This window comes from Streptomyces macrolidinus (assembly GCF_023887685.1).
GTDB classification, from domain to species: domain Bacteria; phylum Actinomycetota; class Actinomycetes; order Streptomycetales; family Streptomycetaceae; genus Streptomyces; species Streptomyces macrolidinus.
In genome coordinates this window covers 81,711-106,886 of record NZ_JAMWMR010000001.1, presented here as the reverse complement: position 1 = coordinate 106,886, position 25,176 = coordinate 81,711, and the positions used below count along the sequence as shown (strand labels likewise).

The window sequence follows — 25,176 nt, the reverse complement described above, 5'->3', positions numbered from 1 at the left end:
ACGATGGTTGAGGACGAGCTTTGGGTGCCTCCACACGGCTCTTGGGCATCATCCGCTGCTCGCCGCCGGAACATGCAGGCGATCCGCAGCCGGGACACGAAGCCGGAACAACTGATCCGCAGGCTCGTGCATGCCCAGGGGCTGCGGTACCGGGTCGCTGCAAGGCCTCTGCCCGATCTTCGCCGGACGGCCGACATGGTCTTCCGCCCGGCGAAGGTCGCCGTCTTCATCGACGGCTGCTACTGGCACGGCTGCCCCGAGCACTATGTAGCCCCGAAGACGAACCCCGGGTACTGGTCAGACAAGGTGGCCCGGAACATGGCCCGTGACCGGGACACCGACCAGCGCCTGACCGAAGCCGGCTGGACGGTGCTCCGGTTCTGGGAGCATGAGGCCTCAGCAGAGTGCGCTGCACAGATCACGGCGGAAGTCCTCAAGCACCGGATTGCAGCTAAGGCAGGCGGGCAAGGAACCGGCCTCAGCCCTTCTTCTCGTCGCGCTCCTGGGCTGCCTTCAGAACATCGATGATCGACTTACCGACTGCCTTAGCGACGGGGGGCGGAAACGCATTGCCAACCTGCCGGTACTGCGCCGTCTTCCCGCCGGAGAACCCCCACTCCGCGGGAAAGCCCTGGATGATGGCGGCCTGGCGCACGGTGAGCATCGGGCCATCTGGGTCGAAGAGGTCCCGAGCTTCGGTGCTCTTCTTCTTGCACGTCTCGGCATCGTTGGCGACACCCATACCCGAGATGCCAAGTTGCTTCCAGGCCGCCTTCGCACGGCTGGGCCCGAGGTCTGCGCCTCCGTGCTTCTTCGAACCACCGACAAGCGTGGGGGCAATACCTCCACCCTTGCCTTCGAGTTCGACAGCCCGATCCCGAGCCTTCTTGAGCCATCGGTCGTAGGAGTAACGGGCCTTGGCCGCATGAGCCCCCTCGAAGTAGGGCTCATATCGCTCGCGCATGGACTCCTGGAGGCTGTCAGCCACACTGACCGGGTCTTCGTGCGTTGCAGTAGGCCACTCGAACTTGACGTCCTTGATCACGTCGTCACGAAACGCTACGAGGATGGCACGCGGGCGCAGTTGAGGCACTCCGAAATCACTGGCCTCCAGGATGTCCCACTTACACACCGTGTACCCGAGACCATGCTCATGGGCCACCTGGCCGTCATCGCCTCGATAAGAACCGCCCTGAAGCCTCGCCTTGATCCAGTCTCGGTAGTCCGAGAACTTCGGGTCCATGATTCCGCGGACGTTCTCGATCATGACTGCGCGCGGTTTCAGAATCTCCACAAGGTCGAGCATGCGCGGGAAGAGGTCGCGCTCATCAGCCTTCCCGAGCTGTTTCCCCGCGTGCGAGAACGGAGGGCACGGCACACCCCCGGCCAACAGGTCCAGTTCGCGCTGCTTCAGCAGGTCTCCGCTCTTCTCCAGGTCCTCGGCAGGCCTGAAGTTGTTGACGTCACCTTCCAGAACGTCACAGTGCTCCCGCTCCCATGCCCAGGCTTCGTGGTCTTTGATGTTCTGCTTGAGCGTGTCAACCGCGTGCTTGTCGATCTCCACAAGAGCCAGGTGCCCGAAGCCCGCCTGGTGCAGACCGATCGCCTGCCCGCCTGCTCCAGCGCAGATCTCGATCGACGTGAACTCGGGCTTCTCTGCTACTCCAGCAGCGCTCTCGGGTTCGCTCATGTGGGTCATGCCCCCTCCTTACAGCCGTGCAGCGGCAGACTCATCTTGCAATCCACCATCACTGAGGGTGACAGACCCCACTGACAACGAGACCCACCCAGTGTGCAGTACGGCGCGCGATTCACAGAACGCGCCCTCCGGCGCCACCGAACACTCATACGATATTGATCATGCGAAGCCCTACATGGACCGAGGACGAGCTTGTGCTGGCTGGGGCGCTCGTCGTGAAGAACGGCTGGCGCGAGCTGCGGACCGGGGCCCGAGAGGTCCAGGAACTCTCTGAGCTGCTGCGGTCGCTGCCGATCCACGACGCCAAGGCTCGGGCGCTCCCTGAGTTCCGCTCGCCAGACAGCGTCAGCCGCAAGACGACGGACTTCGCTACGAACCATCCTCACCACCAGGGCAAGCGCACCCGGTGCGGGGAGCCCACTCTTCGGATGATCGCGGCGCTCATCGAGCGCGAGGCCGACATGCTCCAAGCCGCCCAGGCCATCGAAGAGGGCATCGGCTCCGGCGAGTTCCATCTGCTGCCCGAGCAGCACGGCGAGATCCAGGACGATGGATCCACCGCCATCGAAGGCCGGCTCCTCGTACGCCGAGCGCTTGTCCGCGAACGCGATCCGAAGCTTCGCAGACTGAAGATCCAACAGGTCCGCCGTAACGGTGGGACGCTGCGATGCGAGGTCTGCCACTTCGACTTCGCTCGCACCTACGGAGGACTGGGCGAGGGCTACATCGAGGTACACCACGTCACTCCCCTCCATGTCTCCGGCCACGGGGAGACCAGGCTGGACGGCCTTGTCTGCCTGTGCGCCAACTGCCACCGCATGTGCCACAGAAGCCGCCCCGGCGAATCGTGGCGCACCCCGGATGCCCTGCGGGAGGAGATGCAGAAGACCACTCAGCCCGGCGCTCACCACGCCGCCACCCCTTCCGCTTCGTAGTGCATCTGGGCCTGGTCGAGGATGTCGTCCGGGTCATGGCCGCGAGCGGTGGACCAGTGGAGGAGGTCGGCGATCAGCTCGATCGCGGCCTCCTCAAGACCGGCGGTCCGTTCGGCGCCTGCCAGGAGAGTCGGGCCGCTGGCACCCTGATACGTCTCCAAGGTCTGGGCCGCCCGCTCGACGCGACGGCAGGCGGATCCCTGGTCGAGGGTGATCTCGCACCAGACCGCCTTCCCGGCCGCCGTGAGCACCGTCCCCCAGTCCGCGGCAAGAGCCGCGAGGAGGTGGAGGCCGCGTCCGCACTCCTCGTCGCAGCTCGCAGCCTTGAGCACGGGCACCGCGTGGCTCTTGTCGTGGACTTCGACGCGCAGCCGCGCGTCCCGGCGTTCGAGGATCAACGTCGCTGACGTGCCCTCGCCGACATGCTTGATGACGTTCGTGGCCAACTCCGCGACGAGCAGCTCGGCTTCGTCGGCAGCACAGGCCATCCCCCACTGATCGAGCTGCGCGACGGCGGCTCTCCGAAGCAGAGGCACCTCCTCCGACGTCGCCTCGAAGGGCAGAACACAGCGAAGTCGGGGTTCGGCGGCTTCGTAGCCAGGCATGGCCACTCCTCCCTCCCAGCTACGCGCATGCTGCGCCCGCCGTGTCCGTACGGCTGCATTGCGTAGCGCTCTGCAAGCGAGCATGACACGGAGAAGTCTTGCTATGTAACTTCTCGCAACGAGAAGAACCCTTCGAGTGAATCTGGTGGCTGCGTGACTTCCGGCCTGCCTAGCCTGATGACGTCCGGGGCCCGATGCCCGGCATCCGCACAGAGGAGTCGCATGTCCGCTCGGACCACAACCCGCCGCCGCCAACTGGGCGTGATGATGCGTAAATTGCGTGCTCGCAAGGGCCTCACGCTCGAGGAAGCCGGTGGGCTCGTCGGTGTGTCCAAGGCGACGGTCAGCAGGTACGAGACGCAGGCCGGCGCGGTGAAGTGGATCGTGATCGACGCACTGTGCCGGGAGTACGGAGCAACCGACGCCGAGCGCAGGGCTGTTGTCGCGTTGGCGAAGGACGCCAAGCAGCAAGGCTGGTGGAGGCCGTTCGCCGACTCCATCCCCGAGAGCATGAACCTTCTGCTGACTCTTGAGGACGAGGCAGTACGCGAAGACCACTTCTGCTGCGTCTACGTTCCAGGTCTTCTCCAGACCCGCGCGTACAGCACCGCTCTTCAGAAGGCCAACGAGGTACCGCTCGAACCGGAAGAGATCGAGCGGCTCGTGGACATCCGCATGAAGCGGCAGGAGATCCTCACCCGCCCGAAGCCTCCGCGATTGTGGGCCATCCTCGACGAGTCCGTGATCCGGCGGGTCGTCGGTTCACCGGAGATCATGAAGGAACAACTCGGTCGACTGCTCGAAGCGAACGAGTCTCCACACATCACGCTCCAAGTACTCCCGTTCTCCAAGGGAGCCCACGCGGCAGCACTCGGAAACTTCGTGATCATCGGCGGCGCCGAAGCGGCTCTCGACGTCGTGTACGTCGACTTCCACACGGGATCGCTCTTCCTCGAGGAAGACGAGGAACTGGACCGATACCGACTTGCGTTCCAGTACCTCCGCGCACAAGCATTGGACATGGAAGCCTCCTCCGCCATGATCCACCGCGCTCGCAAGGAGTTGTGAATGTCCGCTGGTCCCGAGCCGACTTCCAAGCCGATGTGGTTCAAGTCGTCCTACAGCGGCGGCAACACCACCGAGTGTGTGGAGTGCGCCTACGCTCCCCACGGCACCCTCGTACGCGACTCCAAGCGCGCGGGCGGCCCCGTCATCGCCGTACCGGCTCAGGCGTGGCACAGCTTCGTGTGCGCATTGAGCCGTGGCGAAGTCGGGGCCTGCCGGTAGCGGTCGCATCCTCCGTCCCGGGTGCAGGGCGGCTCCGTTGAGGGTGCCTCACTGCCGGACGACATCTGGGAATGATCCTGGACGTCTGCGGAACCCTGTGCGTTCAGGCTCATCCCAGGTACGGACTCGGCCGGTTGTCCAGGAAGTGCTGAAGCCGTAGTCGCTGGGTGTGGTGCATGGGCAGCGCGTCAACCTCGGCAAGGTCTACGAAGCGCACTTCGGTCGACTCATCCGACACGGTGAGCGTCCCGCCGGCAATGCGCGCCCTGAAGCACACATTGAACTGTCGTCTCACCTCCCCGTCGCTGTAGGCAATGATGCGGCGCGGGTCCATGTACGTGCCGACAAGTCCCGTGATCTCCACGTCGTAGCCGGTCTCTTCCTTGACCTCCCGCACCGCGGTTCCTGGCAGTGAGTCGGTCATATCCATGCCACCGCCAGGGAGCGCCCAGAGGTCGTTGTCTTTGCGGCGCTGAAGCAGGATGCGCCCCCTGTCGTCGGTTACGACCGCTGAGGCAGCGACAACGAGACTGTTCGGTACAGGCGCGTTGGCGTCGTCGTAATACTCAGTGCGTGCCACTCCTCAGTCCTCCTTCGCGGTCAACCGTGCCGCGAACTCCTCGTATGGGATGGCGTGATGCAACGCCGCGTCGCGCACCGTGGCATACCTCAGTACCTCAGCAGGCTCCGTGATCAGCTCGACGTTGACCAGGTTGTCGGCTTCGTCGAAGTTGAGCAGCGCGACCAGCCGGGAGTCGAAGATCCAGAAGTCTTCGGCGGGCAGGCCGAGGCTGTCGGCATCCTCTCGCCAGAGGTTGAGGATCTTCTCGCCGACGGCGCTGTTCCGGCGTGCGTTGTCGAGCAGATAGAGCTGCCCAGCCGTGGGCGGGTGATCGACGATGCGGACACGCTCGAACCGCTTACCGAGCCCAGACTGCTCGCGGCGCTCGGCGCACCATTCCGCGTCGACTCCCTCCCATTCGATGGGCTCACCGCGCGTGAACCGAGCGTAGGTGTCGGTGAGTTCGTCCGAGGCGTAGCGGCGGCGCGTCTCCAGACGCCAGGCCGTGTGCGCGAACTGCGTGAAGAGTCGGTCGAATTCGTCCAACCCGATGATGTCGGGCACGCGGTCGACTTCCTTCGGGCCGAAGTCGACCAGCAGCTCGCGCGGCACCACGATGGGCACCTCGCCCTCGTTCAGGTGACGGAGCTGGGCGATGTCGTCGGGGTTGGTGAGGACGGGACCGTGGACGATGACCTCTCCTGTGTCGAGGTCTTCGTGAATGGACGGGCGCCCGTTGACACCGCTAGCTGTGCCGTTGAAACGCAGTCGTCGGGTCATGATCGCGTCCTTCCCTCGGGGACTGATCTCCCAAGCTTCCACCACGCCAACACCCCGAGCCTGAGCTTCGGTTGGGGTGATTACCCGGCCGGGACCTACCCCTACCTCGGCTGAGCCGCCAGCGCCTCCTCAACTCGCCTTACAGCGGTGAAGATCTCCGGTGTTGCGCGGCGGATGAACCGGCCGACGGTGCTGTCGTTTCCGTAGCGTCCCCGGATCTCCGCGACAGGCTCCTCGGCAGTGGTCCGGCCGCCGTCGGGCGTGGTCGTCATGTCGCAGTAGACGAGCGCGTCCACGAGCAACGGTTCGTCCAGCAAAGGGAATTCCGCAGCCAACTCTTCTCTGAGCCCACGCTCCTCCGCCTCCAGAAGCGCGAACGAGTGGTTCGCTACCAACCGCACCAGCCGCGCGTCGGCCCCGTGATCGTCGCGGAGGAACCTGGCCCGTCCAGCGGGTGAAACCCCGTCACGGCCAGCCGCGGCGCGTACCCGACATCGTGCAGTGTGGCAGCGGCGATGAGCAGGTCGGCATCCTCGCCAAAGACCGACCCGATCTCCACCGCTCGGCCTGCAACTCCCTGGCTGTGCGCCCACCGTCGAGGAAGCGCCTCACCGAGCTCCTTCTCGGCGATCTGGCCTGCCCAACCGGCGGTGCTCTCCTCCATAGCCGATTACATGCCCGACACAAGCGCATGCAGTCCTGGCATCGCCCTGCGCCGTGCGGGGCGTGACATGCCGTCACCCCTGTGCGCGCTCCCCCGCGCTCCGTTCCACGCACAGTTCGTTCCCCTCAAGGTCCTGCAGCGTGACCCAGCCCGTGCCGTCGGGGCGGCGGTGGTCGGAGTGGAGGGTGGCGCCCAGGGAGAGCAGGCGGTCCACCTCCTCGTCGCGGGTGCGGTCCTGGGGCTGGAAGTCCAGGTGGACTCGGTTCTTCGTCGTCTTGGCGTCGTCCACCCTGATGAACAGCAGCGTGGTGGTCGGGGTCCGGACCATCGCTTCCGGGTCTCCCGGGAAGTCGTCGTCGGCCGGCGAACCGTCCAGGGCCTCGGCCCAGAAGCTCGCCAGGGTGTAGGGGTCTGCGCAGTCGATGGTGACGTGCCGGATCACGGAGGCCATGCCCGGGAGTCGATCACGAATACCCCTTGGGGTCCCGGGAGTCGAGGGCCCGCAGGAGTGGTGGTCCTGCGGGCCCTCTGTCGTACGATCCCCGGTCAGTCGAACTGGCCCGGCTCGTAGTCGCCCGCCGGCTGGCGGACCATCACGTTCAGACGGTTGTACGCGTTGATGACGGCGATCGCCGCTACCAGGGCGGCCAGTTGCTCCTCGTCGAAGTGCTTGGCGGCGTTCGCCCAGGCCTCGTCCGTCACGGCACCCGGGGTGTCCGCGAGACGGGTGCCCTGTTCGGCCAGTTCCAGGGCGGCCCGCTCGGCTTCGGTGAAGACCGTGGCCTCGCGCCAGGCCGCGACCAGGTTGAGGCGTACCGAGGTCTCCCCGGCACGGGCGGCCTCCTTGGTGTGCATGTCCACACAGAAGCCGCAGCCGTTGATCTGGCTGGCGCGGATCTCCACCAGGTGCTGGATGGTGCCGGGAAGCGTCGAGTCCATGACGACCCTGCCCGCCGCGTTGAGGTGCTTCCCGAACTGCGGTGCGATGGAGGTACCGAAGAGGTTGAGTCGGGCTTCCATGACGAATCTCCTTGCTCTGTCCCGCTGTTACACCTCACTGACGGTTCGGGGGCGTTCGGTTGTGACAGCTCCGCGCGATCGTCGGGTGTGGTGTGCGTCACGGCTCGGCGTCACGTGTCCCTCACCCCGACCGCGCGGCGCCCCCGTACGCGGAGCTAGCCTCGTTGCGCCGGACGGCCATCGGGGCAGCCGGGCGACGTACCGAGGAGGCAGGCAGCGATGGCGAAGGTTCCTACGGCAGTGGTGGCCGCGAGTGGGCTCGTCGGCGGGTACGGGGTCGCCCGTTGGACCAAGAAGCGACAGCTCGGCGGGGTCGTACTGGCCGTCGCGGGCGCCGCTGCCGCGCAGCAGTGGCGCAAGCAGGCGGGCGGGCCGGCGGCCGGGGCGCTGACCGCCGCGTACGTCGCCGCGTTCGCCGGGTCGCACCCGCTGGCCAAGAAGGTCGGCGCCTGGCCCTCCGTGTTCGGGGTGGCCGGGGCCGCCGCCCTTGCCTCGTGGGTGGTGGCCGACCGGCGCGGCTAGGGCCCCGGCAAGCAGCATCCCCCGCCCAACGAGGAGGCGGCGCCCGCGCGCCCGGCCGGGCAGCCGAACTGCTCAGCCTCGCTGCGGCTTCTCCGTCGGTGCCGCCGTCAGTGGGCGGGCGATGTCCTCCAGGGAGCGTCTCTCGGCCGGTACCGCGAGCAGCGCCGCGACCACGCCCGCCGCGCACATCAGCGCCGCGCCGATCCGGAAGGCGAGGACCGTGTCGCCGACCCGGCCGGTGTTCGTGAGGTCCGCGAACAGGAGCGGGCCGCTGATGCCCCCGGCCGCGGTGCCGAGCGCGTAGAAGAAGGCGATGGACATCGCGCGCGTCTCCATCGGGAACACCTCGGAGACCGTCAGATACGCGCTGGACGCGCCCGCCGACGCGAAGAACAGCACCACGGACCAGCACGCCGTCAGCGTGACCGCGTCCAGCGCGCCCCGGTCGAACAGCCAGGCCGTGGCGAACAGCAGCAGGCCCGAGAGCAGATAGGTCGAGGAGATCATCACCTTGCGGCCCAGCGAGTCGAAGAGCTTGCCGAGCAGCAGCGGGCCGAAGAAGTTGCCGAAGGCGATGACGGCGAAGTAGTAGCCCGTGTTCCCGGTGGGAACGTCGAAGAACGTCGTCAGGATCGCGCCGAAGCCGAAGGTGATCGCGTTGTAGAGGAAGGCCTGGCCGATGAAGAGGGAGAAGCCGAGCACCGCGCGGCGGCGGTAGTCGCGGAAGACCGTACGCGCGATGGTGCCGAAGCCGATGCCGGCGCGCTGATGGACGGTGATCGCGCCGTGGGGGCGCGGGAGCGGCCCCTTCTCCGCGCTCACCCGCCGTTCGATCGCGGCCACCACCCGTTCGGCCTCCCGGTGCCTGCCGTGGATCAGCAGCCAGCGCGGGCTCTCGGGGACATGGCGCCGCACCACCAGGATGACCAGGCCGAGGACGACGCCGAGGGCGAACGTCAGCCGCCAGCCCACGTCCTTGGGCAGCAGGCGTGTGTTCAGCGCGACGATCGACAGCAGCGAACCGCCCACCGCGCCCAGCCAGAAGCTGCCGTTGATGACCAGGTCGACACGGCCCCGGTAGAACGCCGGGATCAGCTCGTCGATCGCGGAGTTGATGGCCGCGTACTCACCGCCGATCCCGAAGCCGGTCAGGAAGCGGAAGAGGAAGAACCACCAGGTCTGGAAGGAGGCCGCGGTCAGCGCGGTGGCGCTCAGATAGACCACGAGGGTGATCATGAAGAGCTTCTTGCGGCCGTAGTGGTCGGTCAGCCGGCCCCAGAAGAGGGCACCGGAACACGCGCCCGCCACATACAGCGCCGCCGCGACGCCGGTGACCTCGCCGGAGGTGATCGGCAGGCCGCTGCCGGGCTCCGAGAGCCGGCTCGCGATATTGCCGACGACCGTGACCTCCAGGCCGTCCAGGATCCAGACCGTGCCGAGTCCGACGACGACCGACCAGTGCCAGCGCGCCCACGGCAGCCGGTCGAGCCGGGCCGGGATCGCGCTGGTGACCGTACCGGTCCGGGTCGCGCCGACCGACATGGCTGCCTCCTGGGGCCTGCCTGTATGGAGTTGCCCGTCGCGTCGGAGCCCATGGCCCGGAGCGCGCGGTCGGCGCCGACCGCCCCGGAGCCCGGAGCGCGGGCGAGCGGCTCTCTAGTGCCGCGCGCGGCCCGCACGCCGTGCCCGCGCGACCGCGGGTCACGCCCCCAGCGTCCGCGACACCGTGTAGATCAGCAACCCCGCCAGTGAGCCCACCACCGTGCCGTTGATCCGGATGAACTGCAGGTCACGGCCGATGTGCGCCTCGATCTTGCGCGTGGTGTGCTCGGCGTCCCAGCTCGCGACCGTCTCCGTGATCAGGGACGTGATCTCCTTGCGGTACGTCGTCACGACATGCACCGCCACGCCCTCGACCCAGTGGTCCATCTTGGCCTGCGTCTTCGCGTCCGTGGCCATGCGCCGCCCCAGCGACAGCAGCGACGCCCGCGCCCGCAGCCGCAACTGGCTGCGCTCGTCCTCGGCGGCCGACATGATCATGGACCGTACGGCCGTCCAGGCGGAGGCGATCAGGTCCTGGACCTCCGCGCGGTCGAGCACCTCGCCCTTGAGGCGCTCCACGCGCGCCCGCGTGTCCGTGTCGGACTGGAGGTCGGAGGCGAAGTCGGCCAGGAAGCGGTCGAGGGCGCCGCGCGCCGGGTGCGAGGGCTCGTCGCGCATCTCGGTGACGAAGCGGAGCAACTCCTTGTAGACGCGCTCGCCGATCCTCTTGTCCACGAAGCGGGGCGTCCAGCCGGGGGCGCCGCCCTCGACGGCCGTCATGACCTGCTCGTCGTGCAGCACGAGCCAGTCGTGGGCGCGGACGCAGACCAGGTCCACGAACCGGGCGTGACCGCCGTCGGAGACGACCTTCTCCAGCATCTTGCCGAGGCCGGGCGCGATCTCCTGGGCGCTCGCGCGCCGGGTGACGGCCTCGCTGACCACCGCCTGGATGTCCGAGTCGCGCAGCACGGTCAGGGCCCCCCGCAGGGCCGTGGCCAGCTCCGCCGTCACCCGGTCGGCGTGCTCCGGCTCGGCGAGCCAGGCGCCCAGCCGCTCGGCTATGCCCACCGAGCGCAGGCGTTGTCGTACGACCTCCTCGGACAGGAAGTTCTCCCCCACGAACTCGCCCAGCGAGACGCCTAGCTGGTCCTTCTTCGTCGGGATGATCGCGGTGTGCGGGATGGGCAGGCCGAGGGGATGGCGGAAGAGCGCGGTGACCGCGAACCAGTCGGCAAGCGCGCCGACCATGCCGGCCTCCGCCGCCGCGGCCACATAGCCGGCCCAGGCGCCCGCGCCCGCGCTCTCGGCCCACTTGGCGAGGGTGTACACGATCGCCACGAGCAGCAGCAGCCCCGTGGCCGTGCTCTTCATGCGGCGCACGCCCCGGCGCTTCTCCTCGTCGGCGGGGGTGAAGGAGGTCATGGCACGGCCGGGCGCGCCCACCGGTCCGGTGGGCGCGTGCGCGGGGGTGCCGGAGCGCCTGAGCCGCTCCGTGCCACCCTTCTCTTCCGGTTTCGTACGGTCCATCCACTCCACCCGATCGCGTTCCCCCGTACTCATTGTCTCTTCCTCACGACTCCTGGAACGGAACAGGAGTTCCCGGCGTCTGTCCGGGAGGGAGAAGGTCAGGGGATCATCAGGGTTCCCTCGGGGTCCGCTCAGGGCACCCCGGTCGCCGTCCTCCCCCGCATCGCCCATCATGGTGATGATCAACGCCGGAGCCTCGGGCTCCCGTCGCCCGAGGAGACACGCACCGCATGACCAGGCGCCACGGGTGCGCCCTGCTGTCCGCGATCATCGCCGTGGTCGTGGCCGTGTCCGCCGCCATATACGTCGGCGTCTCGGCCGACGGCGGCAACACCCGCGGCGGCTTCGTCACAGGCCACCCCACCACCCCGCACAACACCGCCGCCCCCGCCTCGACCGGCACCTGGGCCGGGTCCTGGTCGGCCTCCCCGTCGGGGGCCGAGCCCGGCACCGCGACGGTGGGCATGGCCGGACGGTCCGTACGCAACGTCGTCCACGCGGGCATCGGCGGTACGGGTGCCCGCGTCACGCTGTCCAATCTCTTCGGCACGCAGCCCCTGACCCTCACCCACGCCTCGATCGCGGTCGCCGCCTCCCAGGGCCCGGACGCCATCGCCGACACCATGCGCCGACTGACCTTCGGCGGCGCCACGACGGTCGTCATACCCCCGGGCGAGCAGGTGGTCAGCGACGCCGTACGCATCGCGCTCCCGCAGGGCTCCGACGTCCTCGTGACCACGTACTCGCCCACCCCCTCGGGCCCGGTGACCTACCACCGGCACGCGCGCCAGATCTCCTACGCCGCCGAGGGCGACCGTACGGAGGACGTGACCGGTGCCGACTTCACCGAGCCGACCCGGTTCTGGCGCTATCTGACCGCGCTCGACGTCCTGAGCGACGAGGCGAGCGGCACCGTGGTCGTTCTCGGCGACTCGATCACCGACGGCATAACCTCCACCGTGGGCGCCAACCACCGCTGGACGGACATCCTCGCGGCCCGGCTGCGCGCGGCGGGCGGATCCTCGGCCGTGCCCCGCTACAGCGTGGTCAACCAGGGCATCAGCGGCAACCGCGTCCTCGCGAACGGCGGCGGCCCGGCCGACAACCCGAGCGCGCTGTCCCGCTTCGACCGCGACGTCCTCGGCCGCACCAACGTCAAGGCCGTCGTCATAGACCTCGGTATCAACGACATACTCCGCACCCCCGGCCGGGCCGACCCGGACAAGATCACGGCGGGGCTGCGCACCCTGGTGAACGACGCGCACGCGCGCGGCCTCAAGGTCATCGGCACCACGCTGACACCCTTCAAGGACCACCACGGCTACCGGGCCGACCGCGAGCAGGTACGGCAGGCCGTCAACGCGCGGATCCGCGCGGGCACGGTCTACGACGCGGTCGTGGACTTCGACCAGGCGCTGCGCGACCCCTACGACCCGCGCCGACTGCGCCCCGGCTACGACTCCGGGGACCATCTGCACCCCAGCGACCGGGGCTTCCAGCGCATGGCGGAGGTCTTCGACCTGACCTCGCTGAAGGGGGCGGCTCCGGCGCGGTTGTGAGCGGCCCCGACGCCGTACGCGCGGGGCTCACGCCACGCGCGAGACATGCGCCCCCGCTCAGTACCCTCGCGCCACAGGTCCCCGGCTCAGTACCCCCCGCGCCGCCTGTCCCGCTCCTCCCGGCGGGCCTCACGCCGCTCCCGCTGGAGTTCGCGCTGCTCCTCCTGCCGCTCCCGCAGCAGGTCCCGGTGGCCCTCCAGCATCGAGCGGTGGGCCTCCCCCACCTCCTCGCGGAACGACGCGTGCAGCTCCCGGCGGGCGGCCTTGCGGTCCAGCTTCTCCTGGCGGCGCAGCTCCTTCAGCCGCAGCCGGTCGGCGCGGGTCAGCTTGCGCTCGACGCCGACACCGCCCCAGAACGCGAACCCGGTGATGACCACACGCGGCGCGCCCGGCTCCGGCGGCACGCCCTCCTCGGTGTGGTCGAAGCCGCCCATGATCCCGATGCCGCGCACCACGACCTCGACGCCGGGCGGCACGATGACGTTCACCCCGCCCATGATCGCGATGCAGTTGATCTCGATCTCGCGGTCCGCGAAGCTCGCCTCCCGCAGGTCGATCTCACCGCCGCCCCAGAACGCGAAGCAGTTGAACCGCTTCGGCGCCGTCCAGCGCCCCTTGCGCTGGAAGCCGGACATCACGGCGACGGCCCACGAGGACGAACCGTCGCCACCGACGATCCGCTGCCTCCAACTCCCGCTCTCCTCCGGCTCCTTGGCCAGCGACACGACAGGCGGAGGCACCGCGCCCGCGGCCGGCAGGTCCTGGGTGATCGGCGCGAGTTGGGCGTACGTCCGCGCCCGGTACGTGGCGTCCAGCCGCTCCTCGAACTCCTCCATGTCGAGTCGGCCCTCCGCGAGGGCGTCGCGCAGGACCTCGGCGACCCGTTCGCGATCGGCGTCGGAAGCCCTCAGTTCCGGGGCGGAGTTGGCGGGGGACGACGGCGTCGAGCGCTGGTCGTCGGTCCCTCCGGGAGACACGGCGTCGGTCATGCCGCAAGCCTACGAGGTCGCCGGGCGGGCGGCTACGACACCGCCCGCTCCGAAGGCGGTCGAGGCGCCGCGTCCTTCCGGTCTCCCGTATCCCCCAGCGACCGCAGCATCTTCGCGATCACGGCCTCGATGTCCGGCTCCCGTACCGACAGGTCCACCAGGGGGTACTCCGCCGCGATCCGCGCCACCAGCGGAGCCGCCGACCCGGACGCCGGGAAGGCCAGCCACTGCCGCGGCCCCTCCACCCGCACCACCCGCGCGGGCGGCGCCTCGATCGGCGGCAACTCCCGCTCCAGGTCGACGACGAGGGTGCGCTCGGAGTCGCCCACCTCGTGCAGCCCGGCGAGCGCGCCGTCGTACATCAGCCGTCCGTGGTCGATGACCATCACCCGCGAGCACAACTGCTCGATGTCCTGGAGGTCGTGCGTGGTCAGCAGGACGGTCGTGCCGCGCTCGGCGTTCAAGTCCCGCAGGAACTCACGCACCTTGGCCTTGGAGACGACGTCGAGGCCGATGGTCGGCTCGTCGAGATAGAGCACCTCGGGGTCGTGCAGCAGCGCCGCCGCGATGTCGCCGCGCATCCGCTGCCCCAGCGACAGTTGCCGGACCGGCACATCCAACAGGGCGCCCAGTTCGAGGAGTTCGACACAGCGGTCGAGGTTCTCGCGGTACCGCGCGTCGGGGATGCGGTACATGCGGTGCATCAGCCGGTAGGAGTCGATCAGCGGCAGGTCCCACCACAGCGTCGTACGCTGCCCGAACACCACCCCGATGCGCTGCGCGAGCCGCGTCCGCTCGCGCGAGGGATCGATCCCGGCGACCCGCAGCCGGCCGCCGCTCGGCGTCAGGATGCCGGTCAGCATCTTGATGGTGGTGGACTTCCCGGCGCCGTTCGGCCCGATGTAGCCGACCATCTCACCGCGCGCCACCGTGAAGGAGAGCGAGTCGACCGCCCGCACCTGCCGCCGCTCGCGGCGCAGGAACCCGGTCCGCCGCAGCACGTCGAAGACCTTCTCGACCCCGTCGAGTTCGATGAACGCACCGTCCGCGGCGGCACCTTCCCCGGCACCCTTGACTCCCCTGTCCATCGGTCCCCTCAACTCCCCGTGCTCCGGTACGAACGCAGTCCCACCCGCCAGGCCAGCCCCGACAGGGCGCAGCAGCCCACCGCCACCAGCGGCGGGGCGAAGGCGACCCACACCGGCAGGTCCAGCGGATACGGCCGCCCCAGCACATACAGCGCGGGCAGCCAGTTGACGAAGGCGAGCGGCAGCACGAACGTCACCCCGCGCACCAGCTCCTTGGCGAAGATGCTCGGCGGGTACTGCAACAGCGTCTGGCCGCCGAAGGTGAAGGAGTTCTGCACCTCGGAGGCGTCCTGCGCGGCGAACTGGAACGCCGCGCCCGCCACGAACACCGAGCCGAAGATCGCCCCTCCGCTGAGCAGCATCAGCGGGACCATCGCCACCTTCAGCGGGGTCCAGTCGATGTCGAGCGCGGCGATCGCGTACCCGAGGACACCGAGACCCTGGCTGATCCGGCCGAGCCGGCGCAGCGCGAAGCGGTCGGCCGCCACCTGTGCGAGGACGGGCGCGGGACGCACCAGCAGCGTGTCCAGCGTGCCGTCGCGCACCCGCCGGCCCAGGCGCTGCATCGAGCCGAGCGCGAGGTCCGCGAGGCCGAAGGCGCTCGACGAGAGCCCGTACAGGAAGGCGACCTCGGGCAGCCGGTACCCGCCGAGCGTGTCGACCTGCGAGAACATCAGCAGGATCGCGACGAAGTCCAGCGCGGTCGCCGTGAAGTTGCCGAGCGTGGTCATCACGAAGGAGGCGCGGTAGGCCACCGCGGAGCGGATCCACATCGCGGTGATCAGCCGATAGGCGCGCAGCCCCTCACGCGTCCGGCCGTACGTCCGCGCGCCGCCGTACGCCGTGTCAGCCACCTCCGCCACCTCGGCCGCCTCAACCGCCTCGGCCGTCTCAGCCACCCTGGACCACCACCCGCCGTGTCGCCACCGACTGGAGCATCCGCCCGACCGCCAGCAGCGCCGCGGCCCACGCGAGCTGACGGGCGAACACCGGCAGCGGATCCGCCGCGCCCAGCAGGACGTCCGCGGGCGCCTGGATGAACGACGCCCAGGGCAGCGCGCGGACGACCTCGCCGAGCGCGCCGGGGAAGACGTTGAGCGGCAGCAGCATCCCCGAGCAGAACGTCCCGGTGACCCACGCGATCTGGGCGACACCCGCCCCGTCGAGCAGCCAGAACGCGCTGAGCCCGACCAGGAAGCGGATCGCGAAGCTCACCACCGTGCCGAGCAGCACGGCGATCAGGAAGGCCAGCCAGGTCAGCGGGCTGGTGGGCAGGGCGAGCGGGAAGAGGAGCGCGCCGGCCGCCAGCGGAGCCGCGCCCCGGGCGAGCAACTGGAACACGGCCCGGCCCAGGTCCTGGGCCAGCCACCAGAACTGGAGATCGACGGGCCGGTACAGGTCGATCGCGATGTCACCGCTGCGGATGCGCTCCATCAGCTCGTCCTCGAAGCCACCGCCCATCACCGAGACGGCCGAGAGCAACGCCTGCCCGACCCATACGTAGGTCAACGCCTGCGCCTGGTCGTAACCCCCCAGATGGGGCCGTTCATGCCACAAGGCGAGGTAGGTGTAGGCGAGGATGATCCCGAAGACGGTGTTGGTGAACACGCCCGCGAGGGTCGCGGTCCGATAGGTCGCGTACCGCCGGAATCCACCGGTGGCGACGGCGATGTACAGCCGCCCTGTCCTCACGGGATGAACCTCCTTCGACGCGCGCCGGGCGAAGCGACCGACCCTAGCGCGCCACCGAAGTGGCGTACACACGATTTTTCCCGCGCGACATGTCCCTCGCGCCGGGAACGGACCACTTGGTGGGACAGTCTTCAGCAAGGGACGCAGAAGCGTACGAGGGCGTACGGAACGTACGACGCGACACGGGAGTCCGGCACCACGATGAGCGACGAGCCGCAGCGAAGCAGCCGGGGCGAGGGCCCCCGAGAGCCGCACTCCGCGGCGTCCGAAGCCTCGTCGGAGACCTCGCCCGAGGCATCCCCCGGCGCGAAGCCGAAGCGGCCCCGGCGCACCGGATGGCGCCGGCTGATCCCCACCTGGCGGATGGTGCTCGGCTCCTTCGTGATCGGGGTCCTGCTGCTGGTCGGCCTGTTCGTCCTCGGCTACTACCTGGTCCGGATCCCCGCCGCGAATGCGACGGCCATCAAGGAGAGCAACGTCTACCTGTACGCGGACGGCAGCGAGCTGGCCCGCGACGGCTCGGTCAACCGCGAGATCGTGCCGCTGTCCCGGATCGCCAAGAACGCCCAGCACGCGGCACTCGCCGCCGAGGACCGCGACTTCTACACCGAGTCCGCCATCGACCCGAAGGCGATGATCCGCGGCGCCTGGCGGACGGCCACCGGCAAGGGCAAGCAGTCCGGCTCGACCATCACCCAGCAGTACGTGAAGAACTACTACCTGGGCCAGGAGCAGACCCTGACCCGCAAGGCCAAGGAGTTCGTCATCGCGGTCAAGCTGGACCGCGAGAAGGACAAGGACGAGATCCTCGAGGGCTACCTCAACACCAGCTACTTCGGCCGCAACGCGTACGGCATCCAGGCCGCCGCCCAGGCCTACTACGGCGTCGAGGCGAAGGACCTGACCGTCGGCCAGAGCGCGTACCTCGCCTCCCTGCTGAACGCGCCGAGCGAGTACGACGTGGTCGCCCACCCCGAGAACAAGCAGGCCGCCCTGTCCCGCTGGAGGTACGTCCTCGACGGCATGGTCAAGATGCACTGGCTCAGCCGGGCCGAGCGGGCGAAGACGACGTTCCCCGAGCCGCGCCGGGAGATGTACGCCTCCAGCATGTCCGGCCAGCGCGGCTACCTGGTCGCGGCGATCAAGGACTACCTCACCGCGCACGACATCCTCGACGAGGACAGCCTGGCCGGGGGCGGCTACCGCATCACCACCACGCTCGAGAAGCCCGCACAGGACGCCCTCGTCAAGGCCGTGGACGACCAGGTGACGAGCAAGCTCGACAAGAAGAACCGCAAGGCCGACCGCTATGTCCGCGCGGGTGGGGTCGCCATCGACCCGGCCACCGGCAAGGTCGTCGCCATGTACGGCGGCATCGACTACACCAAGCAGTACGTCAACAACGCGACCCGCCGCGACTACCAGGTCGGCTCGACCTTCAAGCCGTTCGTGTTCGCCGCGGCCGTGGAGAGCTTCGCGCGCACGCAGGACGGCGACGTGATCACCCCGAACACGGTGTACGACGGCACGAACAAGCGGCCCGTGGAGGGCTGGAGCGGCGGGCCGTACGCGCCGGAGAACGAGGACGGGCGCGACTACGGCCCGATCCCCGTCCGGGAGGCCACGGACAAGTCGGTGAACGCGGTCTACGCGCAGATGGCGGTGGACGTCGGCCCGGCCAAGGTCAAGCAGACCGCCATCGAGCTCGGTCTGCCGCAGGGCACCCCCGAGCTGAACCCGTACCCCTCGATCGCGCTCGGCACGGCCAACGCGAGCGTGCTGGACATGGCGGAGGCCTACGCGACCCTCGCCAACCACGGCAAGCGCACCCCGTACACCCTGATCGAGAAGGTCACCAAGGGGGGCACGGACGACATCGACCTGCCCCGGCGCCAGACCCAGCAGGCGGTGAGCCGTACGGCGGCGGACACGACCACGGCGATGCTCCAGAGCGTGGTGGACAACGGCACCGCGACCGCCGCACAGGCCGCCGGGCGGCCCGTCGCGGGCAAGACGGGCACGGCCGAGGAGGACCAGGCGGCCTGGTTCGCGGGCTACACCCCCGACCTCGCGACGGTGATCGCGGTGATGGGCCAGAACCCCGACACGAACACCCACGAGTCGCTGTACTACGCGCTCGGCCTGCCCCGGATGAACGGCGGTGGCGCGCCCGCGCAGATCTGGGCGCAGTTCATGGAGCAGGCGCTGCGGGGCAAGCAGGCGCACAGCTTCGATCTGCGTCTGCAGCCCGGCGCGGAGGAGACCGAGGAGCCCGACCTCGACTCCGACGACGACTGGGGCGACGAGAACGAGGAGTACGGGACGGACGGCGGCTCGACGGACGGCGGGAGCAGCCGGGGCGGGACGGACGGCGGTACCGCGGACACGGGTGGTACGGCGGGCACGGGCGGCGCCGCCGACGGCGGTGACACGACCGTCGGGGGCCTGATGGCGGGTGACACGCGGGGCATCGGCGGCCTGACGGGCATCGGCGGCGCCACGGGAACGGGCGGCCCCGAGGGCACCCCGGACCCGGGCGGCACGACGGACACCGGCGGCACCACCGACGGCGGGGCCACGGACGGTGGCGCGACGGGCGGCGGGGCCGGGGGCCTAGGCGTGCTGGGCACGCGGCGGAACTAGGCCTCCGCGTACGCAATGGACGCGGCCCGCACCGGAGCGAACCGATGCGGGCCGTTCAGCTGACAGGCGGCCGTTCACCTGACGGGCGTCAGACAGAGCCTCAGATGCCCAGATCCTTGATGACCTTCGCCACATGGCCGGTCGCCTTCACGTTGTACAGGGCGCGCTCGACCCGGCCCACCTCGTCCACGATCACCGTGGAGCGGATGACACCGACGATCGTCTTGCCGTACAGCTTCTTCTCACCGAAGGCGCCGTACGCCTCCAGGACCTTCTTGTCGGGGTCGGCGAGCAGGGTCACCTTCAGGGACTCCTTCTCGCGGAACTTCGCGAGCTTCTCCGGCTTGTCGGGGGAGATACCGATCACGTCGTAACCGGCCCCGGCCAGCAGTTCCAGGTTGTCCGTGAAGTCGCACGCCTGCTTGGTGCAGCCGGGGGTCAGCGCCGCGGGGTAGAAGTAGACGATGGTCTTGCGGCCCCGGTGGTCGGCCAGGGAGACCTCGTTGCCGTCGGCGTCCGGCAGGGTGAAGGCGGGGGCGGTGTCGCCGGGCTGGAGTCGCTCGCTCATCGGTACCTCACGTAGCAGGGGCGGGATACCGACGAGCCTAGTAGGCCGCCCCGGCTCCGGGGGCGCCGAGGAGTACGGTCGGGGTGAAGCTGACAGACTGTCGTTCACAGATGCACGAACTGCGCGGAGCACCGCGCACACGAACACGGAGGAAGCGCGGTGGCGGACACGTCGAGCACCCCGGACACCAGGACTCCGGCGCAGATCGAGGCGGACATCCAGCGCCGCCGCGAGACTCTCGCCGCGACGCTCGACGAGATCGGCGTCCGGGTGCACCCGAAGACGATCGTCGGGGATGCCAAGGCCAAGGTCGTCTCCCGCGTCGACCACACGCTCGGGCGGGCGTACGCGGGTGCCAACCGGCTCGTCGGCCGCGCGAAGCGGCAGCTCGTCTCCGCGGACGGCAGGCCGCGGCTGGAGCGCGTCGTGCCCGTGGCACTGGTCGTGATCGGGATCGGCGGACTGCTCGCCCTGGGGTCCAAGGACTCCGAGGGTTCCGGGCGTCGCGAGCGCTGACCCGGGCGCGCGCGAAGCCGCCGAGGACAGGTAGGTTCGGGGCGTGAGCGAGAAGACCCACCACGACAAGCTGCCCATCCGGATGCTGCACGACCGCGTGCTCGTACGGCAGGACACCGCCGAGGGCGAGCGCCGTTCCGGCGGCGGCATCCTGATCCCCGCGACCGCGGCCGTCGGCCGGCGCCTCGCCTGGGCGGAGGTCGTCGCGGTCGGGCAGAACGTACGCACCGTGGAGGTGGGCGACCGCGTCCTGTACGACCCGGAGGACCGCGCCGAGGTCGAGGTGCGCGGAACGGCGTACGTCCTGATGCGCGAACGCGACCTGCACGCGGTGGCGGCGGACCGCTTCGAGGGCACGGAGGACTCCACGGGGCTCTACCTGTGATCCGCTGATCCGTATCGGAAGGGGCTGGTGACCGAGGTCACCGGCCCCTTCCGTCGTACGGCGCCGCGCGCCCTTGCTACCTTGGACGGGCCCGCGAGGGCCCCGACGAGACGCGCCGTACCGGGTCCGCAAAGACGACGCACCCCTGTTGCCCTGTGGAGCAAGGAGTGCCGTCGTGGCCTGGATCCTGCTTGTCGTCGCCGGTCTGCTGGAGGTCGCCTGGTCGGTCGGCCTGAAGTACACCGACGGTTTCACCCGCCCCTGGCCGAGCCTGTTCACCGGCACGAGCATCGTGGCGAGCATGCTCCTGCTGTCCTACGCCGCGAAGTCCCTGCCCATCGGCACGGCCTACGGAGTCTGGGTGGGCATCGGCGCGGCAGGCGCGGCGGTACTGGGCATGGCCGTACTCGGCGAACCGGCAACAGCAGCACGCATCTTCTTCGTGGCCCTGCTGCTGGTGGCGGTGGTCGGCCTGAAGATGACGTCGGGGCACTGAGCGCGCCGCCGGTCCGCCTCCGAACTGCCGTATGGCTACGGCGTCATGGCCCTGCCGAATCCCCGGGGGCGCCGCGGGCCGCGGGCACTCCCCCGTACACTGAGCGGCACGAAGCGGCACAGGGAGATGAACTATCCGTTTCGGGGGCGGTCGTGGCGAAATGGCATACGCGCGGGTTTTAGGTGCCCGTGGGAGAAATCCCGTGTGGGTTCGAGTCCCACCGGCCGCACCGGAAGACGACGAAGGCCCGGTTGATCAGGACCGGGCCTTTCGCTGTCCGTGCCTCAGCCCAGCAGTTCCCGTATCACCGGTACCAGGGCGCGGAACGCCTTGCCTCGGTGGCTGATCGCGTTCTTCTCCTCCGGGAGCAGTTCCGCGCAGGTGCGGTGGTCGCCCTCGGGCTGGAGGATCGGGTCGTAGCCGAAGCCGTTCGTGCCGGAGGGTGTGTGGCGGAGGGTGCCCCTCAGTCGGCCCTCGACCACGCGTTCCGTGCCGTCCGGCAGGGCCAGGGCCGCCGCGCAGGCGAAGTGGGCGCCCCGGTGGGCGTCGTCGATGTCGCCGAGCTGGGCCAGGAGCAGCTCGAGGTTGGCCCGGTCGTCGCCGTGGCGGCCCGCCCAGCGGGCCGAGAAGATGCCCGGTGCGCCGTTCAGGACGTCGACGCACAGGCCCGAGTCGTCGGCCACCGCGGGCAGGCCCGTCGCCCGGGCCAGCGCGTGGGCCTTCAGGAGAGCGTTCTCGGCGAAGGTGACGCCGGTCTCCTTGACGTCGGGGATGTCGGGGTAGGCGTCCGCGCCGACCAGGTCGTGCGGAAGTCCCGCGTCGGCGAGGATCGCCCTCAGTTCGGTGATCTTTCCGGCGTTGCGTGTGGCGAGGATCAGGCGAGTCATGCCCACCAGTATCCGTTCGCCCGCGACGCCGGTTCCGCCCCCACCCCCGGCGTCACCCTACGGTGTGCACACCTTCGTCAGCTCCCCCGCCGCGTCCGTCACGGGCCGTACGTCGGGGGTGTCGTCGCCCTCCCGGACGGCGGTACGGACGTTGCCGACCGCCTCGCGGAGGTGGTCGACCGCCTTGCCGACGTCCACGTTGTCCGCGCTGTCGCCGATCTTGTCGAGGTTCCGCTCGATGGCGTCGAGGGCCTTGTCCGTCTGCGTCGGGTCCTGCGCCGCGTTCTCGACGGCCTGTTGAAGGTCGGTGACGCTGTCGGCTATCGCGTCGGCGGTCTGCACACAGTCGATCGCCTTGTCGACGGCGTCGCAGCCCGCGCTCGCGCCCATGGCGGCGAGGACGGCGACGGCGGTGAGTGCGGTGGCGACGATGCGTCGGCGGTGGCGCGCGGCCATGGAACGGTTCCCCTCCCGTAACGGTGCTGCACTGTCCCCGGGCGCGTCGACCGGTCCGGTCCGGTCCAGCTCGCCCGACGCGCCATGGTCGTACGGAACCACGGGCGGGCGCACGGGGATTTCCCCGCGCCCCACCCGGGGTCGTGCGGCTCTACCTCCGTTAACGCCGATATGGCCTTATCGGGTTGCTTCGAGGGCCGTGCGCTGGATCTCGGCGAGCTGGTCGCAGCCGGCCGCCGCGAGGTCGAGGAGGGCGTTCAGCTCCGCGCGGTCGAAGGGGGTGGCCTCCGCCGTGCCCTGGACCTCCACGAAGCGGCCGTCGCCGGTGCAGACCACGTTCATGTCGGTCTCGGCCCGTACGTCCTCCTCGTAGCAGAGGTCGAGGAGGGGGACGCCGTCGACGATGCCCACGGAGACGGCGGAGACCGTGCCGATCAGGGGCTTGCGGCCCGCCTTCACCAGCTTCTTGCCCTGGGCCCAGGCGATCGCGTCGGCCAGTGCCACATAGGCCCCGGTGATCGCCGCGGTGCGGGTGCCGCCGTCCGCCTGGAGCACGTCGCAGTCGAGGACGATGGTGTTCTCGCCGAGCGCCTTGCAGTCCACGACGGCGCGCAGGGAGCGGCCGATGAGGCGGCTGATCTCGTGCGTACGGCCGCCGATCTTGCCCCGGACCGACTCGCGGTCGCCTCGGGTGTTGGTGGCGCGGGGCAGCATGGAGTACTCGGCGGTGACCCAGCCCTCTCCGCTGCCCTTGCGCCAGCGCGGCACTCCTTCCGTGACGGAGGCGGTGCAGAAGACCTTCGTGTCACCGAAGGAGACGAGGACGGAGCCCTCGGCGTGCTTGCTCCAGTTGCGCTCGATGGTGATGGGGCGGAGCTGGTCGGGGGTACGGCCGTCGATTCGAGACATGGCCCGAGCCTAGCCGTACCCGCCGAAGGAGCCTGGAGACGGTCCGGGAAGGGAGGGGCGTGCGGGCGGCCCTTCACATCATGTCTTCGATCTCCGCGGCGATCGGGTCCGCGTCGGTGCCGATGACGACCTGGACGGCGTTGCCCATCTTGACGACGCCGTGGGCGCCCGCGGCCTTCAGGGCGGCCTCGTTCACCAGGGAGGCGTCGTGGACCTCGGTGCGGAGGCGGGTGATGCAGCCCTCGATCTCGTCGATGTTCTCGATGCCGCCGAGCCCGGCGACGATCTTCTCAGCCTTGCTCGCCATGTCTGCCTCCCTGAGCCGCGCAGGACTCTGCCAGGACACTGCCAGGACACTGATGGTCCACTTTGACCGGGACGTAGATTATGTCCGAAACCACAGGAATCGCGGGTTCCGCCCCGTACATCCCCCGTGTTACAACGGGTGCACACGCCCCTTGAGTGGTGTAGACCACGCGGGCTCCGCCGCCGCGTCCCCCTCGTTCACCCCCGGCGGCACCCCGCACTGGAGGAAGCATGAGCACCGCCACCGCTGCCACGGCGGCCCCCGCGAAGAAGCGGGGGTCCGGTCTGTTCCAGGGCCTGCAGAAGGTCGGTCGCAGTCTGCAGCTCCCCATCGCGGTGCTGCCGGCCGCGGGCATCATGGTCCGGCTCGGCCAGGACGACCTCTTCGGCAAGGACGGGCTCGGCTGGGACAAGGTCGCCGCCGTGTTCAACGCCGCGGGCGGCGCCATCACCGGCAACCTGCCCCTGCTCTTCTGCATCGGTGTCGCCATCGGCTTCGCCAAGAAGTCGGACGGCTCCACGGCGCTGGCCGCCCTGGTCGGCTTCCTCGTCTACAGCAAGGTGCTCCAGGCGTTCCCGCTGACCGAGGAGCACATCGAGCAGGGCAAGATCGTCGCGGCGACGTACAACGACCCCGGTGTCCTCGGCGGCATCGTCATGGGTCTGCTGTCGGCCGTGATGTGGCAGCGCTTCCACCGCACCAAGCTGGTCGACTGGCTCGGCTTCTTCAACGGCCGCCGCCTCGTGCCCGTCCTGATGGCCTTCGTCGGCACGGTCGTCGGCGTCCTCTTCACCCTGACCTGGAAGCCGATCGGCAACGGCATCACCTCCTTCGGCGAGTGGATGACCGGTCTCGGCGCCGCGGGCTCGGCCGTCTTCGGCCTCGTCAACCGCGGCCTCATCCCGATCGGCATGCACCAGTTCGTGAACACCGTGGCCTGGTACCAGCTCGGCGACTTCACGAACGCCGCGGGCCAGGTCTTCCACGGCGACTACAGCCGCTTCCTGCACGGCGACCCGGGCGCCGGGCAGTTCATGACCGGGTTCTTCCCGATCATGATGTTCGGCCTCCCGGCCGCGGCCCTCGCCATCGCGCACTGCGCCCGCCCCGAGCGCCGCAAGGCCGTCACCGGCATGATGATCTCGCTGGCGCTGACCTCGTTCGTCACCGGTGTGACCGAGCCGATCGAGTTCTCGTTCATGTTCATCGCCCCGGTCCTGTACGTGATCCACGCCGCGCTGACCGCCGCGTCCATGGCCCTGACCTGGGCGCTGGGCGTCCACGCGGGCTTCAACTTCTCCGCGGGCGCGATCGACTACGTACTGAACTGGAACCTGGCCACCAAGCCCTGGCTGATCCTCCCCCTCGGCCTGGCGTTCGCGGCGGTCTACTATCTGCTCTTCCGGTTCGCGATCACCAGGTTCGACCTCGCCACCCCGGGCCGCGAGCCCGAGGAGGAGGTCGAGGACCTCACCAAGGCCTGAGCGCGCGTGGGCCCCGGAACCGTGATCGGGTTCCGGGGCCCGGCGCAGGATCAG

At 69.5% G+C, this 25,176-nt stretch carries 28 protein-coding genes, 1 tRNA gene, 1 pseudogene and 1 riboswitch; of the genes and pseudogenes, 12 read left to right on the top strand and 18 right to left on the bottom strand.

The window, feature by feature from the left end; translation table 11 throughout:
• Positions 1-3: 3 nt before the first annotated feature.
• On the top strand, positions 4-528 hold the full coding sequence (locus NGF19_RS00505) for a very short patch repair endonuclease (RefSeq protein ID WP_289733716.1): 525 nt from the start codon (positions 4-6) through the stop codon (positions 526-528).
• On the opposite strand, the gene NGF19_RS00500 is transcribed toward NGF19_RS00505, so the two are convergent.
• Positions 479-1,699, bottom strand: coding sequence for a DNA cytosine methyltransferase (locus NGF19_RS00500; protein WP_252421346.1), 1,221 nt, complete (start codon positions 1,697-1,699; stop codon positions 479-481). The genes NGF19_RS00505 and NGF19_RS00500 overlap by 50 nt on opposite strands.
• 161 nt (positions 1,700-1,860) lie before the next feature.
• Between NGF19_RS00500 and NGF19_RS00495 the strand changes: the two genes are divergently transcribed.
• A complete protein-coding gene (locus tag NGF19_RS00495; protein WP_252421344.1) occupies positions 1,861-2,634 on the top strand; it encodes an HNH endonuclease in 774 nt (257 codons plus the stop codon).
• On the opposite strand, the gene NGF19_RS00490 is transcribed toward NGF19_RS00495, so the two are convergent.
• Entirely contained in the window at positions 2,604-3,239 is a 636-nt protein-coding gene (locus tag NGF19_RS00490) for an ATP-binding protein (RefSeq protein ID WP_252421343.1), read from the bottom strand. The two genes, NGF19_RS00495 and NGF19_RS00490, sit on opposite strands and share 31 nt — an antisense overlap.
• A gap of 222 nt (positions 3,240-3,461) precedes the next feature.
• Here NGF19_RS00490 and NGF19_RS00485 point away from each other — a divergent pair, with 222 nt between their 5' ends.
• Together NGF19_RS00485 and NGF19_RS00480 are read left to right on the top strand one after the other, a co-directional pair.
• A complete protein-coding gene (locus NGF19_RS00485) occupies positions 3,462-4,307 on the top strand; it encodes a helix-turn-helix domain-containing protein (RefSeq protein ID WP_252421342.1) in 846 nt (281 codons plus the stop codon).
• The gene (locus NGF19_RS00480; RefSeq protein WP_252421341.1) at positions 4,308-4,526 is read left to right on the top strand and encodes a DUF397 domain-containing protein; all 219 of its coding nucleotides are present in this window, start codon (positions 4,308-4,310) and stop codon (positions 4,524-4,526) included. It abuts the gene before it with no gap.
• Positions 4,527-4,635: 109 nt separating this feature from the next.
• Here the strand turns inward: NGF19_RS00480 and NGF19_RS00475 are convergent, their stop codons facing one another.
• From NGF19_RS00475 to NGF19_RS00455, 5 genes and pseudogenes are all read right to left on the bottom strand, one after another.
• Entirely contained in the window at positions 4,636-5,106 is a 471-nt protein-coding gene (locus tag NGF19_RS00475; RefSeq protein ID WP_252421340.1) for an NUDIX hydrolase, read from the bottom strand.
• 3 nt (positions 5,107-5,109) lie between these two features.
• Positions 5,110-5,868: a DUF6879 family protein gene (locus NGF19_RS00470; RefSeq protein WP_252421339.1), complete on the bottom strand. Its 759-nt coding sequence runs from the start codon at positions 5,866-5,868 to the stop codon at positions 5,110-5,112.
• A 101-nt stretch (positions 5,869-5,969) separates the two neighbouring features.
• A pseudogene (locus tag NGF19_RS00465) lies at positions 5,970-6,532 on the bottom strand (HD domain-containing protein).
• Between the two features lie 73 nt (positions 6,533-6,605).
• On the bottom strand, positions 6,606-6,983 hold the full coding sequence (locus tag NGF19_RS00460) for a VOC family protein (RefSeq protein ID WP_252421338.1): 378 nt from the start codon (positions 6,981-6,983) through the stop codon (positions 6,606-6,608).
• A 95-nt stretch (positions 6,984-7,078) separates the two neighbouring features.
• Positions 7,079-7,552: a carboxymuconolactone decarboxylase family protein gene (locus tag NGF19_RS00455; RefSeq protein ID WP_252421337.1), complete on the bottom strand. Its 474-nt coding sequence runs from the start codon at positions 7,550-7,552 to the stop codon at positions 7,079-7,081.
• A 219-nt stretch (positions 7,553-7,771) separates the two neighbouring features.
• Here NGF19_RS00455 and NGF19_RS00450 point away from each other — a divergent pair, with 219 nt between their 5' ends.
• Positions 7,772-8,074 carry a hypothetical protein gene (locus tag NGF19_RS00450; protein WP_252421336.1) on the top strand — a complete coding sequence of 101 codons (303 nt, stop codon included), beginning with the start codon at positions 7,772-7,774 and terminating at the stop codon, positions 8,072-8,074.
• A 72-nt stretch (positions 8,075-8,146) separates the two neighbouring features.
• On the opposite strand, the gene NGF19_RS00445 is transcribed toward NGF19_RS00450, so the two are convergent.
• Together NGF19_RS00445 and NGF19_RS00440 are read right to left on the bottom strand one after the other, a co-directional pair.
• Positions 8,147-9,616, bottom strand: coding sequence for an MFS transporter (locus NGF19_RS00445; protein WP_252421335.1), 1,470 nt, complete (start codon positions 9,614-9,616; stop codon positions 8,147-8,149).
• Positions 9,617-9,775: 159 nt separating this feature from the next.
• On the bottom strand, positions 9,776-11,176 hold the full coding sequence (locus NGF19_RS00440; protein ID WP_252421334.1) for a DUF445 domain-containing protein: 1,401 nt from the start codon (positions 11,174-11,176) through the stop codon (positions 9,776-9,778).
• A 197-nt stretch (positions 11,177-11,373) separates the two neighbouring features.
• Between NGF19_RS00440 and NGF19_RS00435 the strand changes: the two genes are divergently transcribed.
• A complete protein-coding gene (locus NGF19_RS00435; protein WP_252421332.1) occupies positions 11,374-12,702 on the top strand; it encodes an SGNH/GDSL hydrolase family protein in 1,329 nt (442 codons plus the stop codon).
• 86 nt (positions 12,703-12,788) lie between these two features.
• Here NGF19_RS00435 and NGF19_RS00430 read toward each other — a convergent pair whose 3' ends face one another.
• The 4 genes from NGF19_RS00430 to NGF19_RS00415 are packed head-to-tail and all read right to left on the bottom strand — an operon-like array spanning position 12,789 to position 16,471.
• Positions 12,789-13,691 carry a DUF1707 SHOCT-like domain-containing protein gene (locus tag NGF19_RS00430; RefSeq protein ID WP_252421331.1) on the bottom strand — a complete coding sequence of 301 codons (903 nt, stop codon included), beginning with the start codon at positions 13,689-13,691 and terminating at the stop codon, positions 12,789-12,791.
• A 32-nt stretch (positions 13,692-13,723) separates the two neighbouring features.
• Positions 13,724-14,779 carry an ABC transporter ATP-binding protein gene (locus tag NGF19_RS00425; RefSeq protein WP_252421329.1) on the bottom strand — a complete coding sequence of 352 codons (1,056 nt, stop codon included), beginning with the start codon at positions 14,777-14,779 and terminating at the stop codon, positions 13,724-13,726.
• A gap of 8 nt (positions 14,780-14,787) precedes the next feature.
• Entirely contained in the window at positions 14,788-15,642 is an 855-nt protein-coding gene (locus tag NGF19_RS00420) for an ABC transporter permease (RefSeq protein ID WP_252421716.1), read from the bottom strand.
• Between the two features lie 28 nt (positions 15,643-15,670).
• Complete coding sequence (locus NGF19_RS00415; protein ID WP_252421327.1) at positions 15,671-16,471, bottom strand: ABC transporter permease; 801 nt, start codon at positions 16,469-16,471, stop codon at positions 15,671-15,673.
• A 201-nt stretch (positions 16,472-16,672) separates the two neighbouring features.
• Between NGF19_RS00415 and NGF19_RS00410 the strand changes: the two genes are divergently transcribed.
• Entirely contained in the window at positions 16,673-19,114 is a 2,442-nt protein-coding gene (locus NGF19_RS00410; protein ID WP_252421325.1) for a transglycosylase domain-containing protein, read from the top strand.
• Positions 19,115-19,214: 100 nt separating this feature from the next.
• Here NGF19_RS00410 and bcp read toward each other — a convergent pair whose 3' ends face one another.
• Complete coding sequence (gene bcp / locus NGF19_RS00405) at positions 19,215-19,682, bottom strand: thioredoxin-dependent thiol peroxidase (RefSeq protein WP_252421323.1); 468 nt, start codon at positions 19,680-19,682, stop codon at positions 19,215-19,217.
• Between the two features lie 159 nt (positions 19,683-19,841).
• Here bcp and NGF19_RS00400 point away from each other — a divergent pair, with 159 nt between their 5' ends.
• From NGF19_RS00400 to NGF19_RS00385, 4 genes are all read left to right on the top strand, one after another.
• Positions 19,842-20,198 (top strand): DUF3618 domain-containing protein, encoded by a 357-nt coding sequence (locus NGF19_RS00400; RefSeq protein WP_252421321.1) that lies wholly within the window; start codon positions 19,842-19,844, stop codon positions 20,196-20,198.
• A gap of 43 nt (positions 20,199-20,241) precedes the next feature.
• Positions 20,242-20,583, top strand: a complete 342-nt coding sequence (locus tag NGF19_RS00395; protein WP_252421319.1) for a GroES family chaperonin — start codon at positions 20,242-20,244, stop codon at positions 20,581-20,583.
• An 84-nt stretch (positions 20,584-20,667) separates the two neighbouring features.
• A riboswitch (guanidine-III (ykkC-III) riboswitch) is annotated at positions 20,668-20,727 on the top strand.
• 31 nt (positions 20,728-20,758) lie between these two features.
• Positions 20,759-21,079, top strand: coding sequence for a quaternary ammonium compound efflux SMR transporter SugE (gene sugE / locus NGF19_RS00390; RefSeq protein WP_252421317.1), 321 nt, complete (start codon positions 20,759-20,761; stop codon positions 21,077-21,079).
• A 146-nt stretch (positions 21,080-21,225) separates the two neighbouring features.
• Positions 21,226-21,308: transfer RNA gene (locus tag NGF19_RS00385), tRNA-Leu, on the top strand.
• Between the two features lie 55 nt (positions 21,309-21,363).
• Here NGF19_RS00385 and rdgB read toward each other — a convergent pair.
• From rdgB to NGF19_RS00365, 4 genes are all read right to left on the bottom strand, one after another.
• Entirely contained in the window at positions 21,364-21,966 is a 603-nt protein-coding gene (rdgB, locus tag NGF19_RS00380; protein ID WP_252421315.1) for an RdgB/HAM1 family non-canonical purine NTP pyrophosphatase, read from the bottom strand.
• Between the two features lie 57 nt (positions 21,967-22,023).
• Positions 22,024-22,422: a hypothetical protein gene (locus NGF19_RS00375; RefSeq protein WP_252421313.1), complete on the bottom strand. Its 399-nt coding sequence runs from the start codon at positions 22,420-22,422 to the stop codon at positions 22,024-22,026.
• A 177-nt stretch (positions 22,423-22,599) separates the two neighbouring features.
• The gene (rph, locus tag NGF19_RS00370; RefSeq protein ID WP_252421312.1) at positions 22,600-23,331 is read right to left on the bottom strand and encodes a ribonuclease PH; all 732 of its coding nucleotides are present in this window, start codon (positions 23,329-23,331) and stop codon (positions 22,600-22,602) included.
• A 73-nt stretch (positions 23,332-23,404) separates the two neighbouring features.
• Positions 23,405-23,638, bottom strand: a complete 234-nt coding sequence (locus tag NGF19_RS00365; RefSeq protein WP_252421311.1) for a PTS sugar transporter subunit IIB — start codon at positions 23,636-23,638, stop codon at positions 23,405-23,407.
• A gap of 230 nt (positions 23,639-23,868) precedes the next feature.
• On the opposite strand from NGF19_RS00365, the gene NGF19_RS00360 reads away from it, so the two are divergent.
• Positions 23,869-25,122, top strand: coding sequence for a PTS transporter subunit EIIC (locus NGF19_RS00360; RefSeq protein WP_252421310.1), 1,254 nt, complete (start codon positions 23,869-23,871; stop codon positions 25,120-25,122).
• Positions 25,123-25,176: the final 54 nt, after the last annotated feature.